The organism is Rhizorhapis sp. SPR117 (assembly GCF_021742065.1).
The window spans coordinates 1-13,568 of record NZ_JAKKIE010000041.1 but is presented as its reverse complement, the minus strand read 5'-3'; the positions used below and the strand labels follow the sequence as shown (position 1 = coordinate 13,568).

Here is a 13,568-nt window from a genome sequence, read left to right as displayed (position 1 = left end):
TCTCCTACCGGCTCATGCCGCGCCCCATGCCTACCCCCAAATCCCGCACCAGCTCCCGGCCAAGATCGCCACTGTCCATGCCGCGTCCCCGGCCCATGCCGATCTCAAGCCCCAGCTCGCGCGAGCGATTACGCAGAACCGATTCCACCTGGGGATCGCGCTCAAGACTTTTCGCCATGCCCGCCATTTCCTTGCCGGCCTTCTCGCGGCCCGTCATGTCGCCGGCGCGATAGAGGCGGTCCCGCTCCTGTTGGAGTCCCTGCCAGCGTTCCACGAACCGATCGGCGCGCAAGTTCGGATCGGCCCGCACGCGCGCCTCCTCGCGCATGGCATCGAGCATCGGCCCGCTGCGTCCCGCCGCCGCCTCGCGCAACAGGGCGGGGTCGCGCTGCATCGCCGATGCGAGGTCGCGCGAGGCTCCCGGCCTGATCTGCTCGAGCGCTTGGCTCGAGCGCTCGAGCGCGACTTTCTGATGTTCTAGGATCGGCGCGCCCGACGCGCGCGCCTGCAACACCGCCTCGGCCGAACGCGATGCCCGCTCAACCGCCCGCGCGAACGTCCGATCGTGGCCGCGATCGGCCAGCGCCGGCGCACGCTCCGCGCCCTTGGCCGGCTCGGCCGACAGCTTCAAGCCATCGAACATGCCACGTTTGGGGGCCGCCTTCTCGCGCTCGCGTGCCGGCGTCGGCTCCGGCGCGGGCCGCTGCGGGGCGGGCCGGAAGCCATCGAATATGCCTCGCCGCGGTTGCCGCTCCGCCGCGGCCTTCGCCTCGCCAGCGCCGCGGTCGATCGACCGGGAATCTTCGCCCATCTGGCGCGAAGATCCAGCGCGGGGCGCGAGGATCTCGATGCGAGGATCTCGCGCCGGTTCCGGCAAGCGGATCTCGCCCGACAAGCCCCGCCGATCGGCGAAAGCACGAACCTCCGCGTCGCGGTCCCGATACATGGGATAGTCCGACGCCATATCCTTCGCCCGCTCGCGCGACAAGGTGCGGACAAGCTGGCGCTGGTCGGCGAAATCGTCGCGGCCGTAATGGAGCTGCACTCCGTCGCGGTGCCGCGACAACGCCACATAGGCCGAATGGCGGTCCATGCCGGGGGTGGCGAGGACGTGCGCGCGATCGACCGTCACCCCCTGCGATTTATGGATGGTCGCCGCATAGCCGTGATCGACATGCGCATAGTCTTTCAGGTCGAACGCGACCGACCGCCCGTCATCAAGCCGCACCGCCATGCGCTCCGGCGATACCTGCTCGACCTGCCCCAGCGTGCCGTTCTTCACGCCAAGGCCGCGCTCGTTTTTGAGGAACATGATGCGGTCGCCGCTGGCGAACTCACGCGCGCCCCGCTCGGCCGACACCCGCACGTCCTCTCCCAACTCGCCGGCGTCGCGCAGCCGATCGCGCGCGGCCAGGTTCAAATCGCGCACCTCCGCATTGGTATGGGTGAGGATGATCCGGGTTTGCTCCGGCGCAGCGAGGCGCTGCGCGTCCCAGCGGTCCACAAGGTCGCTGCGCGCCTGTTCGCGCGTCTCGGCCGCTTCGACCATGCCATGCCGCTCATAGGCATGGACCGCCTCGCCAGTGCGGCCCGTCGCCAGCGCCTTCGTGGCGTCGCGCTGCCAGTCCTCATGCTGCCGGCGTATGGTGGTGATCTCGGCCGCGCCGTGCCGCTCCGCGAGGCTACGAAACGCCGCGCCGGCCTCGATCGCCTGCAACTGCTCCGGGTCGCCGACAAGAACGACCTTCGCGCCCGCCTGCTGGGCCGCCGACAGCACGCGCTCCATCTGGCGCGTGCCGATCATGCCCGCCTCGTCTATCACCAGCACGTCGCGATTGGTCAGCAGCTCGCGGCCCTGGTCCCACTGATATTCAAGGCTGGCGATCGTCCGCGACGCGATGCCGGACCCGCCTTCCAGATTCTCGGCTGCGATCCCCGACAGGGCCGCGCCGCGCACCTGATAGCCCTGATGCTCCCACGCCTCGCGCGCCACCCCCAGCATCGCCGACTTGCCGGTGCCGGCATAGCCGACGATTATGGAAAGATCGCTCGTGCCTGCTATATGCTCCAAGGCGGCCTGCTGCTCACCCCCCAGCACCAGGCCCCCACTCCCGGCGGCGTCCAGCTCCCGCGATAACGACGCTGCCGGGAGACCATGCCCCTCCCTTGCGCCAAGCCGATCGGCGGCCCGTTCAAGCCGCTGCTCGGTGTCGATCATTTCACGCGAGGTAAAGCGGTCCTCGCCGCGCCCGTCCTTTCCCAGCGCCACCAATTCGGGCGAGGATTTGACCGCGCTCATGGCCTGGTCGAACTGATCCTTGCCGTCGCTATGCCGATGAACGAACATCGCCAGGTCGCGCGTGGTGAACGTCGCTTGGCTGCGCGTGATGCCGTCGAGCGCGATTCCCGGATTGGCGATGATCTTCTCGCCATTCTCCCGCGCGATCCGCGCATGATCCTCGACCCGCTCGGCCTCAAGCCCCTGTTCGGGCATACGCGATGCCGCTGGCCCGATCTTGTGTTGGGGTTCAAGGTCGATCCCCTGCGCCTCCAAGGTGCGATGATCTATGCGGGCATCAATATCCAGCTCGGCAAGCCGCTCGTTGACATGGTTCGCCCATGCCTCGCGCCACCCTTCCAGCAGCTCCGTTCGGTTCCAGTCGCGGACCTTCTTTCCGAATCCCTCCCCGTCCACCTCGCGCATCGACAGCATGACATGCGCGTGGGGCTTGGGCATCCCGTCCTTGCCCATGTCCCAATGCACATTGAGGTCCGCGACCATGCCGCGTTCGACAAACTGCTTTTCGACAAATTCGCGGGCAAGCTGGACGCCCTGAGCCTGATTCATTTCGCGCGGAATCGAGAACTCCACCTCGCGGACAAGCTGCGCGTCCTTCCTGATCTCCCCGGCCTCGACCTCGTTCCACAAGGTCGTGCGGTCGTTTAAACGCTCCGGCGCACCTTCGGGCAGCATGATTTCCGAATGGACGACGCCGGCTTTGTTCGAGAAATCATGGTCACGCCCTAGCCGCTCATCGTGCAGCCGCTCCGCCGCACGATAGGCAGCGGACGCAACGGCGCTCGATCCGTTGGCGCGACTGATGACCTTGGCCGAGAAATGGTAGATCGCCACGCCTACCCCGCCAGCCGATCGAAACGCTTCTGCATAAAATAGCGACGACTGCCGACCGGATAGTCATCGATCACGCCGAAACTTTTGTAGCCGTGGCGCTCGTAGAATCCGGGTGCCTGAAAGCTGAACGTGTCCAGCCATGCACCGACGCAGCCACGCCCTATTGCCGTTTCTTCGGCACGCCGGATCAGCTCCGATCCAAACCCGCACCCCCGCAATTCTCCAGGCAACCAAAAGAACTCGATGAAAAGCCAGCCTGCACCCGTGCGGCCGGTCAATCCGCCGATCATATCGCCGGCTTCATTGCGAAGCCACACCGCAAGCGACTCGACACTGATTCCGCCGGCTTCCAGATTGAAGGCACGCAGGCCATCCAATAGGTTCGATATGTCGGCGGATGATGGATTATCCGTGGCTTCGATCCGGAGAGCCATGCGCGAGCGTCCTCCATTGGCTGCTATTTCCAATGAACTATGCCTTTCTTAGCGCACGTCGGCAACGACGTATAAGCGCGCACTCACACTCTCTGCCGTTCGCATGATTGACTTCGCCGCATTTCCTGTCCGATGCTGTTCCCCGAACGCGTAGCTATGCTATCATCCGGTGATGGTTGGCGCGAGGAGAGAGGATCATGCGCAAGGTTCGGGACTATGACGCGGAACTGAAAGCACTCGGCGACAAGGCCAAGGCATTGAAGGCTCGCAAGGTCCAGCAGCTCGGCGAGCTAGTCACGTCCACCGGGGGCGATGCGCTCGATCTCGACGTGCTGGCCGGCGTGCTACTCGCCGCCGTCGAATCCGCCAGCGCGGACGAAAGGGAGGCGTGGCGCGCGAAAGGCTCCGCTTTCTTTCAGGGACGCGGGCGCAAGGCTAAGCTCCGCCCTCGCTATGACGGTCAAGGCGACAAAGAGACTGGCACAGGCGAGACGCCGCGTTGAGGCTGCGCAGCGCCGTACCGATACGAGGGAATGGGTCGTGGCCCGACGCGATCGCACCCGCCACCTCATAGAGCTGGGCGGCCTCGTCCACAAAGCCGGCCTGGTCGATCTCGCCGACGACGATCGCGCCACCCTCTACGGCGCGATGCTCGAACTCGCGGCGAAGGCACGCGAGGATCGCGACAGGCTCATGCTGTGGAAGCGGCGCGGCAAGCGCGCCTTCGACGCGGAAGGGGCAGGACAGGACAGCCAGACGGACCAATGACGAACACGCGACGGAGGAACCGCCGGTGAAAATCAAGGACGCCAACGCGGGCCTGGTAGTGCAGGTCCGGATACAGACATGGATTATCGGCGCGATCGGCTAGCTCGTCCCCGCCGTCTCATGGCTGTTCCACCGCATTTGATGACATAGGCAAGAGGCACCCTGATGATGGAGTGGTTCCGCCAGCTCGCCCGCGCGCTGCGCAATCTGGCTCGGATCGCGCGCGCCAATCCGGTATGGGCGATCGGCGCGCTGGCGTTGAGTCCGTTCAAACTGCTGCGCCACCTGTTCAGCGTCGTGATCCTGTCCTCGCGGGGCAACGGCCGATCGTCGCCGAGCTGGCCTATTTCGCCGATCGCGAGTTCACGGGCCGGTTCGATCCGGCGTGACCGCCTGTATCGGTTCTGATACAGGCGGCGTATGGAAGTCGAGACGTTCGCCTGTGTTTGGGACGCCATTGCCGATACGCCGACCGAGGCCGCGAACCTGTGCCTGCGCTCCACTCTGTTCACGGGGATCAGGGCGCGGGTCAAGGCATGGGACGTGCCCCAGGGGGCCGCTGCCGCCCGTCTCGGCGTCACCCGGCCGCGCCTCAATGATCTGTTGCGCGGCAAGCTCAACAAGTTTTCGCTCGACGCGCTGGTCAATCTCGCCAGCGCCGCCGGCCTCGCGATCGAGATTAGGTTGACCGACATTCCCGAAGGCGCGGACAGCCCGCACCATCCACCTAAGAGCGTTTAAACGGCGCGATGCCCGACTTGAACAGTAGTTTTGAGATAATCATGTGATAACAATATTTTGCGGGCGCACGGACGTTTGTTAGCACCACATTTCGGGATTTGCGGTCGCGGGGGTTCAGGCGGCGACGGCGTCCTGGACATTGGGCGGCAAGGCAATGCCCGCGGCCTTGAAGATACTGCCGACCTGGCCGGTAACGGGCGTGCGGACGGTGATCGATTTGCCATCCTTGGTCAGGGTTGCGATCTGCATGCGGTCAAGATCGCGCAGCAGCGGCTGCCATTCCGGTTTGACGCCGGCAGCCTCGCAGTCGCCGGCAAGCTCCTTTTGCAGGACCAGCGCCAGGAACGAACAGAAGACATGACCGCGGATGGCAGCGTCGGAGCTGTGATAAATCGGACGCGTGTCGAGCGTCGCCTTGGCGGCGCGGAACAGGGTCTCGACCTGGAGCAGGTCGCGGTAGCGCAACACCGCCTGGAGCGGCGAGATCCGGGCGTTGGTGCGCAGCACGAAGATGCCGTCGTAGCGCGCCTCCTCGGCGAGCTTGCCGGCATCGATCTCGAACGCCTTTTTGCCCGTGGTGCGCAGATAGCGGCGATAGGCCGAGTTGCCGACCAGCGCCTTGTCCCCCTTTTTCAGTTGCGCCTGGAGACCGGCGATGATCGCCTGACGCTCGCTCTTGTCCTTGGCGGCTTCGGCTTCATTGCGACAGACGATGTAGCGCTGCTTGCCGACCTTGACCTCCTTGATGAAGAGTTGGGTTTGCCCACGCTGACGGTCGATGGCGAGCGGTGTGAACGGCGTGTCGTCACCCAGCACGACATCGCGCACGACCGCGCTGCTGCGCTCGCGCGCGCCGAGGATATAGTCGAGCTTGCGTTCCTCGAGCGCGGTGATGGTTGCCTGTGAGATCATGCCGCGATCGGCGACCATGCAGACCCGGCCGATCCCGAAGCGGTGGCGTAGGCGATCGATGATGGGCACGAGCACGGTGACGTCGGCGGTGTTGCCGGGCATCATCTCGGTGCAGATCGGACGCCCCTCGGCATCGATCACCAACGCCACGATCATCTGCTTGAGGTCGGGGCGGTAATCCTTAGAGTGGCCTCGCTCACCCAGCGTCTCGCCGCCCTCACCATAGAAGGAGAGCGAGGTCGTATCCATGAACACCAGCGACAGGTCGGTGAACAGGTCACGCCGGCGATCGAACAGCTTTTCCTCGACGACATCCTTGATCGTGCGCGGGGCAAACGGCGTCGCCCCGGCCTGCTCGTCGTCGGGCAGTTCCTCGCCCAGCCAGGCCATGGCGCGGTAGAAGTGATGGAGCGCCAGATCCGCGCTGCCGGGGATGTCGTAATCCCGCATCCAGGTCACGCAGTCGCGATCCGATCCCGACACGAACAGACGGTGCAACGTCGCCACCAGCACGCAACGCTCGACCGCAAACTCGAAGCCGCGTGACTCCAGAAGTTCGTCAAGCACCGCGCGGATGCCGGTCCGCTCCCACAGCCGTCCGAACAGCAACGGCCCGCCGATCCGGCGCGGTGCGAACTCGGGCGCGCCGCTCGCGATCCCGTCCAGCACTATGGCGCGTTCGGCATGCCGCCCGACCGATGCCGCCAGCCGGTCGAGAGCGCCCGACGCCAGCACCGCATCCTTGCGGCCGAGATTCTTGATGATGCGCTGCTTGGCGCGGCCATTCTCGCGCACGCTCTCGACCAGATAGAGGTAGGTGTAGCCGTTGATGGTCTTTTCACGGACGAACATGGCGCTGAATTAGCAGCCATCTATAACCAAAAAGTCAAGACAAAACAGCATTCACAGCACATTATTTAGCACTACAACATTTTTCGCCGCAAATCCGCTCCTAGCAAATTCAACCACTTACGGCACCATGTTCCGCATTCGTTCCCAATCTGCTGTTCAAGTCGGGCGAGGATCTAGCGTCGGGAAATCGACAGCCCGGGAAGCCCGTAGAGCGCCGTGGACGTTCGACCCTCTCCCACCCTTGCCTGGCGCTTGGAAAGAGGCTGGGCGGGCCGGAAATCGCGCCTGTGGGGGACGTTTCCGCCTCCCCTGCCCTCTCATGTTGGTCGCTGTGCTCTCCGCATGGCTTTTTTGGAAAGCCAATTGGACGGTTGGGCTTGGTGGTGAGCTGGATGGTTGGGCGGAGCGGTGGAGCTGGGTGCCAATCGAGAAAAGTGTGCCGGCGAAGCCGGCTCATCATGGGGATGCCGGGTGGGAGGATGGCTTTAGCCATCCGGGGCGCCCGTAGGGCGCGAGCCGGCGGGGCGAAGCCCCAAGAGGCGGTGCTTTCTTCCTTTCGACCTGGCTGAAGGCGTGACGGCCCAAAGTTATCCACAACCTCGCCTAGTGTTAAAATATGGGTTTAGTGATGTGTTACGGGATTCTAGCGATTTTGTATCCGCTTGAAAACGCTAAAGAAATCGGGAGATTTTGGCGCGCAGGTGAATCCACTATGACGAAAAAGCGATTCCAGAGTGACGAAAAGGCGATTCCACTATGACGATAGCGTCAGGCCACGCTCGCCCCTCTCAAGCGTATGTGAAATGACGATAGCGGCCCCCTGTCGGTGAAATGACGATAATCCGCTTGCGTATGTGAAATGACGATAGTAGTCCTGCCGTCGGTGAAATGACGATAGACCCTGCCCCTACCTTGTTTGACGTTGCGCCTGCCGGCGTTGTGGACGGCGACGGTCGCACGCCCCTGCTGCCGGTGCGGCACCCCAACCAGGACTTGTTCATCTGCGACGTGCTGGACGCGATCCCGAAGGACGATATGGCCTCGATGGAGCATCCCGTCTTTTCGCTCTCGACCAAGCCCGACAACCGGATGCGGCGCTACGAGCATAACGGCAACGTCCTTGAGATTATCCCTTCGGGCAAGGGCCTGGCGACGATCCACGACAAGGATATATTGATCTACTGCATTTCGCAGCTCGTCGCGAAAATGAACCGGGGCGAATCCCCAAACCGCACCCTGCGCCTGCAAGCCTATGACATGCTGGTCGCCACCAACCGGCAGACCAGCGGCGAAGGCTATCGGCTGATGGCCGACGCCCTCACCCGCCTGCGCGGAACGACCGTGCGGACCAACATTCAAACCGGCGGCATTGAGGAAACGCGGATTTTCGGCTTGATCGAGGAAGCCAAGATCACCCGCAAGACGTTCGACGGCCGGATGCTCGATCTTGAAATCACCCTGTCGGAATGGGTTTACCGCTCGGTCATCAGCAAGAACGTCCTGACCCTCCACCGGGATTATTTCCGGCTCCGCAAGCCATTCGAGCGGCGCATGTATGAACTGGCCCGCAAGCATTGCGGCGTGAAGGACGAATGGAAGATCGGGCTAGAGCTGCTCCAGAAGAAATGCGGCTCCAACAGCTCGCTCCGGGTGTTCCGGGCGCTGGTCAAGAAGGTCTGCGAGCATGACGCGGACCACGGTCATTTCCCTGACTATGCCGTGACAATGGACGATGACGTCATTCTGTTTCGCAACCGCTCCGGCCTCAAGGCCAAGGCCGATCCTGTCAGTATCGCCAATGATGCGCCCTATATTGACCCCGAAACCATGCACGACGCCAAAACCGCCGCGCCGGGATACGATATTTACGCGCTCTATAACGAATGGGTGTCTTGGTGGCACGACATGGGCAAGCCCGAGCTCAAAAGCCCTGGCGGGGCCTTCATCGGCTTTTGCAAGAAACGGCACGAACGCAAGCCGATGCGCTGACCCGCCCCATGCAGGCAAGCGGGCATGTTCACATGCAAACATTACGCCTCGTCTTGTTCCATGATGGGGGAGCAGGCTCGCGAATGTCAGCAATCGGGAATGGCAAATGGGGCGCTTGGACGGCCAACCGTAGGCGCTTTCTGCCGTCTGCACCCTCACCAATACGCGGCCATCAATTCCGCCACCCATCCCGGTTGTCGTATTTCTCCGCGAGGCAGAAACTCGCGCATCACCGGCTTTATGTCGATCACGGGCGTGCCGTCGATCGCATCTAGGCCCTCAACATGGAGCCGAGTGCCCTCAAGGGACAGGATTCTGCATACCGTCACACCGAGCCGGTTCGGCCGGTTTTTGCCGCGTTGGCCGAAAATGCCGGTGAGCGGCCAATCCTCTCGGTCGCGTGGGTGGCGAGCGCCCTTCTCAATCTTCTCCGGCGTCACCTTATCGAAGAGGAAGATGATTTCCGCATGGCTGAACGCCTCCAACCCGGCGAGCGCATCGGGGCCAAACTCCGCCGGATCTAGCTCGATGGTAGAACGGCTCTGACCCCAATCGTCGTCGATCGGATCGGCCCTACCGCCACGCACATGCCCAACAGCTTCGATCGTGTATGTCATTGATCCGCTTGTCTCCGTATGTTTGCATGTGAACATGCTTACTTGCCTACAGGGCTTTCCCCCATCTTGCGCAGCCAGTCGTTGAACGCCTCGGCCATCGCGTCCTGCAAGCTCATCCCGTGCTTGCGGGCGGTCATGTGCATGGCGAACGACATATCCGGGCTGAAATAGCCCGTCATCGCCTTCTTGCCCTGGCGGCTCGGCGCAACCGGGCTGCTGCCGGTCGCTGTGCCGGTGCCGCCGGCGATCGGCGCGGACGCCCTCCCCTCCGGCTCGGCCGTCGCTGGCGACGGCGCGGGATCGCGATCCCGCAATGCAAGCAATGATCCCTTCCGGCTCATACGCTGGCCCTTCGTTTCCTAGATGCTGGCATGTTTACATGCCTACATGCCCACTTGTAAAGCTGGCGCACCTCGTCGGCCGCCTTGCCGTTCGGCTCGATCTCCATCACGGTTTTGCCCTCCGTCGCCGCATGGCGGAACGCGGCGCGATCCGCGACATGAAGCGGGCAGGCATCCAGCCCATAGCCCTGCACGAGCTGCGCCGCCTCGTCATACATGCGCGGCGCGGTCGGGCTTCCCGCCGTGAAGATCACGAACGCGGGCTTGCCGCGCATCTTCACAAGGCTGGCGGTGGTCTTGATCGCGGCCAAGTCGAACGCGCTCGGCCGACACGGAATCAATACCAGGTCAGCCGCCTCGACGGCGGCGCTGGCGGCGCTGTCGGCATGGGGCGGGGTGTCGATCACGATGAACGCCGCGCCCTGCGCCGTCGCCTGCTCGATCTTGGCGGCGAGGCGAGGGGGAGCGCTGTCAATCACGACCGGGGGCGCATCCTGCCGCCATGCCGCCCATTGGCTCGCCGTCGCTTGCGGATCGAGGTCGATCACCAGCGCGGTATGACCGGAATCCTCGGCGGCGGCGGCCAGATGCAGGGCAAGGGTGGTCTTGCCCGCGCCCCCCTTCTGGCTGATGATCGCGATTGTTGGCATGTGAATATCCTTACATGAACGCATGTTTGCATGTGGGCATAACGCAAGCCGCGCCCGAATGAAAGGGGCAGGGGGGGGCTTAACCTCCTTCGCCCTCGTCCCCCTCGCCTTCGTCATCGTCCAGCGCCTCATGCTGCATGACCCCATGATCCTCGATCGGGCAAAGCGGCGCTCCGGCCAGCTCCAGCCATTTGCGCGCAGTCCTGACGGTATAGCCGCACGTCGCGCACTCGCATTTGAGCATCCGGGTTTTCTGCTTCTTGGGCGCGGTCGACTCCCCGCCTGTGTCGAGACGGGCATGAGGGAGGGGGCCACCGGCATCGAGGATCGGCGCGACCGCCGCAAGGAACGCCTCGCCGGGAGTGGTGGCGCGCATCGGCCCGACAAGGCCAAGCCCCAGCGCAACCCGTTTAAACGCCATCCCATGTCCGGCCGGGATGCCGACAGCGGCATGGACCAGCTCATGCGCAAGGATCGCCGCGATCTGCGCCGGCAGGGCGTCGGCCGCGTGCGCCAGGTCCGGGCGGATGAAGATTTCAAAATGCCCGTCCGCGCTGAGCCGGTTGTCCCAGCACTCGCCGATCGCCTTGCCCTTGGCTCCCCTGCTGGTGAAGCCGATCGCCACGCGCACGCGATCGGGCAGAGGGGCGTCCAGCGCCTCGAACAGCGGGGCCATGCCATCCGCCACCGCATTGAGCCAGCTTTCCCGGTTGTCATGGGTCATCGTCTCTACTCCCTTCAAATCGCCCTTGGGGCGATGGCCTCTCGCCATCGCTCCCGAGTTCGCGCGGAGCAGCCGGCAGAGAGGGGGGCAGCGAGAATCTGACGGGGTGGTGCGGGCGCAGCGAGGCGCAGCCGAGTGAGCCACGGCCCGTCTGATTGTCGTTGCGGGGGAGAGGCGGCCGGGACCGCCTTTCCCCCCTCAAGCGAAGATCGACGCCGGCGCACGCCGGCACCTCGTCCCGCCATGTGGATCGTCACCTTGGGCCAAGACCGCTTGCGGGCTTGGGGAGCGTAAGCGACTAGAGCCACGGTGTCGCGCCAGCGGCAGGCGCTAAATTGCTTGGCGTGAAAAGCCGGATTGATTCCGCGCCGTGAACGAAACCCAAATTGCAGGGGAGCGCCATCTTGCGAAAAGCTGGTTTGTGACTACATTGGGACTACGTTACTTTGAAAGGAAATCACAATGGCCGTCGCCGACACCTATGTTCGCGCCAGGATCGACAATGCGACAAAGGAACGCGCCACCGCCGCGCTGGGCGCGATGGGGCTTTCGATCTCCGACGCTATCCGGCTGCTGATGCTGCGTATCGCTGATGAGCGGCGTCTGCCTTTCGAGGTCAAGGTGCCGAACGCCGCGACGCGCGAGGCAATGGCGGAGCTGGCGGCGGGGAAGGGCGCTAAGTTCGCCAGCGTCGATGCGCTGATGGCGGACCTCCATGCGGACGATTGACCGTTCGACCCGGTTCAAGCGCGACTACAAGCGGGAATCGAAAGGCCGGCATCGGGCGACCCTCGACGCCGATCTTCAACCCGTCTTGGTCGCGCTGGCGACCGATACGCCGCTCGATCCCAAGTATCGCGACCATGATCTGAGCGGCGATTGGGCGGGCTACCGTGATTGCCACGTCAAGCCGGACCTGGTGCTGATCTACGCCAAGCCCGACGACTCCACGCTGCGCCTCGCCCGTCTCGGCTCCCATAGCGAAGTTTTTGGGTAAGGGAGGGGAAACGCATGAGGGTCATATTCATCCGCCACGGCGAAAGCACCGGCAACGCCGGCGTGCCGTGCCACGATCTGGCGACGATCGAGCTGACGGAGCGGGGCCACGAACAGGCGCGCGCGGTCGCGGCGAGCTGGGCCGAAGCGCCCGCGCTCATCGTCACCTCGCCCTATACCCGCACCCGGCAAACGGCCGCGCCTACCATCGCCAGATTCCCCGCTGTGCCGGTGGAGACGTGGCCGATAGAAGAGTTCACCTATCTGCAACCGGCGCGCTGGAACGGCACGCGCAGCGCCGAACGGATGCCGCACCTCGAACGCTATTGGAGCGCGGCCGATCCAGATTATTGCGACGGGGAAGGGGCGGAGAGTTTCCGCGCCTTGCTCCGTCGCTGCGACGCGGCGCTGGCCCGCCTCGCCGCCATGCCTGCCGGATCGCTGGTCTATGTGTTCGGGCATGGGCAGTTCATCCAGGCCGCCCGCGCGATCGTCGCCGACGCCCATCTGGACGATCGGGCCAAGATGCTCCGGTTCTGGCGCAAGGGCGAACCGCCGGCGATCAGCAACGCGGAACCGGTTGAAATCCGCTGGATAGGGGATCGTTGGGCCTGTGCGTCGGCCGTCGCCGCGTGATCGCGGAAACGGCAAACTTTGGTGGATTTCTGATGGTCTGGTTTTCGGCGCTGGATCTCGAAAGCTGACGTTACCGCTTACTGTCTTTTTCGGTAAGCTTCGATTGCCAACCACGGACCTTTGCCCGCCTCGAAGCCGCCACCAACATAGTCTTCGATCAGAGCTATGTCCCACGCGGCTGATCGAGCATAGAAGGTGCGAAGCTCGTCAGCGGAGGGGTAGTTGTAATATCGCCCCACGCTATCGCGGCCTTCCGAGCCCCCAGATTTGTAGGTAGCGAAATGGATGCCCCCCGGTTTCAGCGCAGCGTAAACCCTTGCCAAAACGGGTGAGAGCGCAACACGCGGGACATGGATTAGGCTCGCACTGGCCCACACGGCATCGTAGATTTCCACCGCATCAAGTTCATCAAAACGCATAATAGAAACCTTGCCTCTAAGCCGCTTTGAGGCCACCGCCGCCAAACTCGGCGAGCCTTCTGTGGCGTCTACCATGAGGCCGCAATCAAGCATCGCAGCGGCGTCAACCGCCCCGCCGCAGCCGAGATCGAGAACTCGTGACCCAGGCGCAACCTTGCTCATAAAGTGAGCGAGATATCGGTTTTGGCCGCCGCTACCGCTGCCAACATAAGTGGGAGCGGCGTCGGTATAATATCGCAATGTTGCTAGGCTCAGGACCTGTTAAATCGCTTGCGTAGATGGCCCAGTCGGCCCGAAGCTGCGATTTTGGTCATCTTGGAGAACACGTCGGGAACGGGCTGGTTGTTGTTGACGAT

The 13,568-nt window shown here is 63.7% G+C and carries 16 protein-coding genes; 8 read left to right on the top strand and 8 right to left on the bottom strand.

All coding sequences use genetic code 11. The features are described 5' to 3' along the window. Nucleotides 1-4: 4 nt before the first annotated feature. Both traA and L3X40_RS15160 read right to left on the bottom strand, forming a co-directional pair. Complete coding sequence (traA, locus tag L3X40_RS15165) at nucleotides 5-3,133, bottom strand: Ti-type conjugative transfer relaxase TraA (RefSeq protein ID WP_237366340.1); 3,129 nt, start codon at nucleotides 3,131-3,133, stop codon at nucleotides 5-7. Nucleotides 3,134-3,135: 2 nt separating this feature from the next. Beyond that, nucleotides 3,136-3,567, bottom strand: a complete 432-nt coding sequence (locus tag L3X40_RS15160; protein ID WP_237366339.1) for a GNAT family N-acetyltransferase — start codon at nucleotides 3,565-3,567, stop codon at nucleotides 3,136-3,138. A 197-nt stretch (nucleotides 3,568-3,764) separates the two neighbouring features. On the opposite strand from L3X40_RS15160, the gene L3X40_RS15155 reads away from it, so the two are divergent. From L3X40_RS15155 to L3X40_RS15140, 4 genes are all read left to right on the top strand, one after another. Further along, nucleotides 3,765-4,070: a conjugal transfer protein TraD gene (locus L3X40_RS15155; protein WP_237366338.1), complete on the top strand. Its 306-nt coding sequence runs from the start codon at nucleotides 3,765-3,767 to the stop codon at nucleotides 4,068-4,070. 37 nt (nucleotides 4,071-4,107) lie between these two features. After that, complete coding sequence (locus L3X40_RS15150) at nucleotides 4,108-4,335, top strand: conjugal transfer protein TraD (protein WP_237366364.1); 228 nt, start codon at nucleotides 4,108-4,110, stop codon at nucleotides 4,333-4,335. A 165-nt stretch (nucleotides 4,336-4,500) separates the two neighbouring features. Next, a complete protein-coding gene (locus tag L3X40_RS15145; RefSeq protein ID WP_237366366.1) occupies nucleotides 4,501-4,743 on the top strand; it encodes a hypothetical protein in 243 nt (80 codons plus the stop codon). Nucleotides 4,744-4,755: 12 nt separating this feature from the next. After that, complete coding sequence (locus tag L3X40_RS15140; RefSeq protein WP_237366337.1) at nucleotides 4,756-5,076, top strand: helix-turn-helix domain-containing protein; 321 nt, start codon at nucleotides 4,756-4,758, stop codon at nucleotides 5,074-5,076. Between the two features lie 114 nt (nucleotides 5,077-5,190). On the opposite strand, the gene L3X40_RS15135 is transcribed toward L3X40_RS15140, so the two are convergent. Then, the gene (locus L3X40_RS15135; protein ID WP_237366336.1) at nucleotides 5,191-6,840 is read right to left on the bottom strand and encodes an IS1634 family transposase; all 1,650 of its coding nucleotides are present in this window, start codon (nucleotides 6,838-6,840) and stop codon (nucleotides 5,191-5,193) included. A gap of 888 nt (nucleotides 6,841-7,728) precedes the next feature. Here L3X40_RS15135 and L3X40_RS15130 point away from each other — a divergent pair. Then, nucleotides 7,729-8,829 (top strand): replication initiator protein A, encoded by a 1,101-nt coding sequence (locus L3X40_RS15130; RefSeq protein ID WP_237366335.1) that lies wholly within the window; start codon nucleotides 7,729-7,731, stop codon nucleotides 8,827-8,829. Between the two features lie 155 nt (nucleotides 8,830-8,984). On the opposite strand, the gene L3X40_RS15125 is transcribed toward L3X40_RS15130, so the two are convergent. The 4 genes from L3X40_RS15125 to L3X40_RS15110 form a co-directional block, all read right to left on the bottom strand. Then, nucleotides 8,985-9,446 carry an SAM-dependent methyltransferase gene (locus L3X40_RS15125; protein WP_237366334.1) on the bottom strand — a complete coding sequence of 154 codons (462 nt, stop codon included), beginning with the start codon at nucleotides 9,444-9,446 and terminating at the stop codon, nucleotides 8,985-8,987. Between the two features lie 38 nt (nucleotides 9,447-9,484). Beyond that, nucleotides 9,485-9,787: a ribbon-helix-helix domain-containing protein gene (locus L3X40_RS15120; RefSeq protein ID WP_237366333.1), complete on the bottom strand. Its 303-nt coding sequence runs from the start codon at nucleotides 9,785-9,787 to the stop codon at nucleotides 9,485-9,487. Next, a complete protein-coding gene (parA, locus tag L3X40_RS15115) occupies nucleotides 9,784-10,437 on the bottom strand; it encodes a ParA family partition ATPase (RefSeq protein WP_237366332.1) in 654 nt (217 codons plus the stop codon). Before parA ends, L3X40_RS15120 begins: the two co-directional genes overlap by 4 nt. 79 nt (nucleotides 10,438-10,516) lie before the next feature. Next, on the bottom strand, nucleotides 10,517-11,161 hold the full coding sequence (locus L3X40_RS15110; RefSeq protein ID WP_237366331.1) for a SprT-like domain-containing protein: 645 nt from the start codon (nucleotides 11,159-11,161) through the stop codon (nucleotides 10,517-10,519). Nucleotides 11,162-11,623: 462 nt separating this feature from the next. Between L3X40_RS15110 and L3X40_RS15105 the strand changes: the two genes are divergently transcribed. The 3 genes from L3X40_RS15105 to L3X40_RS15095 are packed head-to-tail and all read left to right on the top strand — an operon-like array spanning nucleotide 11,624 to nucleotide 12,793. Further along, nucleotides 11,624-11,890, top strand: a complete 267-nt coding sequence (locus tag L3X40_RS15105) for a type II toxin-antitoxin system RelB/DinJ family antitoxin (protein WP_237366330.1) — start codon at nucleotides 11,624-11,626, stop codon at nucleotides 11,888-11,890. Next, nucleotides 11,877-12,158 carry a type II toxin-antitoxin system YafQ family toxin gene (locus L3X40_RS15100; RefSeq protein WP_237366329.1) on the top strand — a complete coding sequence of 94 codons (282 nt, stop codon included), beginning with the start codon at nucleotides 11,877-11,879 and terminating at the stop codon, nucleotides 12,156-12,158. Before L3X40_RS15105 ends, L3X40_RS15100 begins: the two co-directional genes overlap by 14 nt. A 14-nt stretch (nucleotides 12,159-12,172) precedes the next feature. Then, the gene (locus L3X40_RS15095) at nucleotides 12,173-12,793 is read left to right on the top strand and encodes a histidine phosphatase family protein (RefSeq protein ID WP_237366328.1); all 621 of its coding nucleotides are present in this window, start codon (nucleotides 12,173-12,175) and stop codon (nucleotides 12,791-12,793) included. 77 nt (nucleotides 12,794-12,870) lie between these two features. Here the strand turns inward: L3X40_RS15095 and L3X40_RS15090 are convergent, their stop codons facing one another. Further along, nucleotides 12,871-13,452, bottom strand: coding sequence for a class I SAM-dependent methyltransferase (locus L3X40_RS15090; protein WP_237366327.1), 582 nt, complete (start codon nucleotides 13,450-13,452; stop codon nucleotides 12,871-12,873). Between the last annotated feature and the right edge of the window lie 116 nt (nucleotides 13,453-13,568).

Bases quoted from the DNA above. Each gene is read 5' to 3' on its own strand.
- L3X40_RS15105 (WP_237366330.1), top strand. From the start codon at position 11,624: ATGGCCGTCGCCGACACCTATGTTCGCGCCAGGATCGACAATGCGACA.
- L3X40_RS15120 (WP_237366333.1), bottom strand. From the start codon at position 9,787: ATGAGCCGGAAGGGATCATTGCTTGCATTGCGGGATCGCGATCCCGCG.
- L3X40_RS15140 (WP_237366337.1), top strand. From the start codon at position 4,756: ATGGAAGTCGAGACGTTCGCCTGTGTTTGGGACGCCATTGCCGATACG.
- L3X40_RS15145 (WP_237366366.1), top strand. From the start codon at position 4,501: ATGATGGAGTGGTTCCGCCAGCTCGCCCGCGCGCTGCGCAATCTGGCT.
- L3X40_RS15095 (WP_237366328.1), top strand. From the start codon at position 12,173: ATGAGGGTCATATTCATCCGCCACGGCGAAAGCACCGGCAACGCCGGC.
- L3X40_RS15110 (WP_237366331.1), bottom strand. From the start codon at position 11,161: ATGACCCATGACAACCGGGAAAGCTGGCTCAATGCGGTGGCGGATGGC.
- L3X40_RS15135 (WP_237366336.1), bottom strand. From the start codon at position 6,840: ATGTTCGTCCGTGAAAAGACCATCAACGGCTACACCTACCTCTATCTG.
- L3X40_RS15160 (WP_237366339.1), bottom strand. From the start codon at position 3,567: ATGGCTCTCCGGATCGAAGCCACGGATAATCCATCATCCGCCGACATA.
- L3X40_RS15155 (WP_237366338.1), top strand. From the start codon at position 3,765: ATGCGCAAGGTTCGGGACTATGACGCGGAACTGAAAGCACTCGGCGAC.
- L3X40_RS15130 (WP_237366335.1), top strand. From the start codon at position 7,729: ATGACGATAGACCCTGCCCCTACCTTGTTTGACGTTGCGCCTGCCGGC.
- L3X40_RS15100 (WP_237366329.1), top strand. From the start codon at position 11,877: ATGCGGACGATTGACCGTTCGACCCGGTTCAAGCGCGACTACAAGCGG.
- L3X40_RS15125 (WP_237366334.1), bottom strand. From the start codon at position 9,446: ATGACATACACGATCGAAGCTGTTGGGCATGTGCGTGGCGGTAGGGCC.
- parA (WP_237366332.1), bottom strand. From the start codon at position 10,437: ATGCCAACAATCGCGATCATCAGCCAGAAGGGGGGCGCGGGCAAGACC.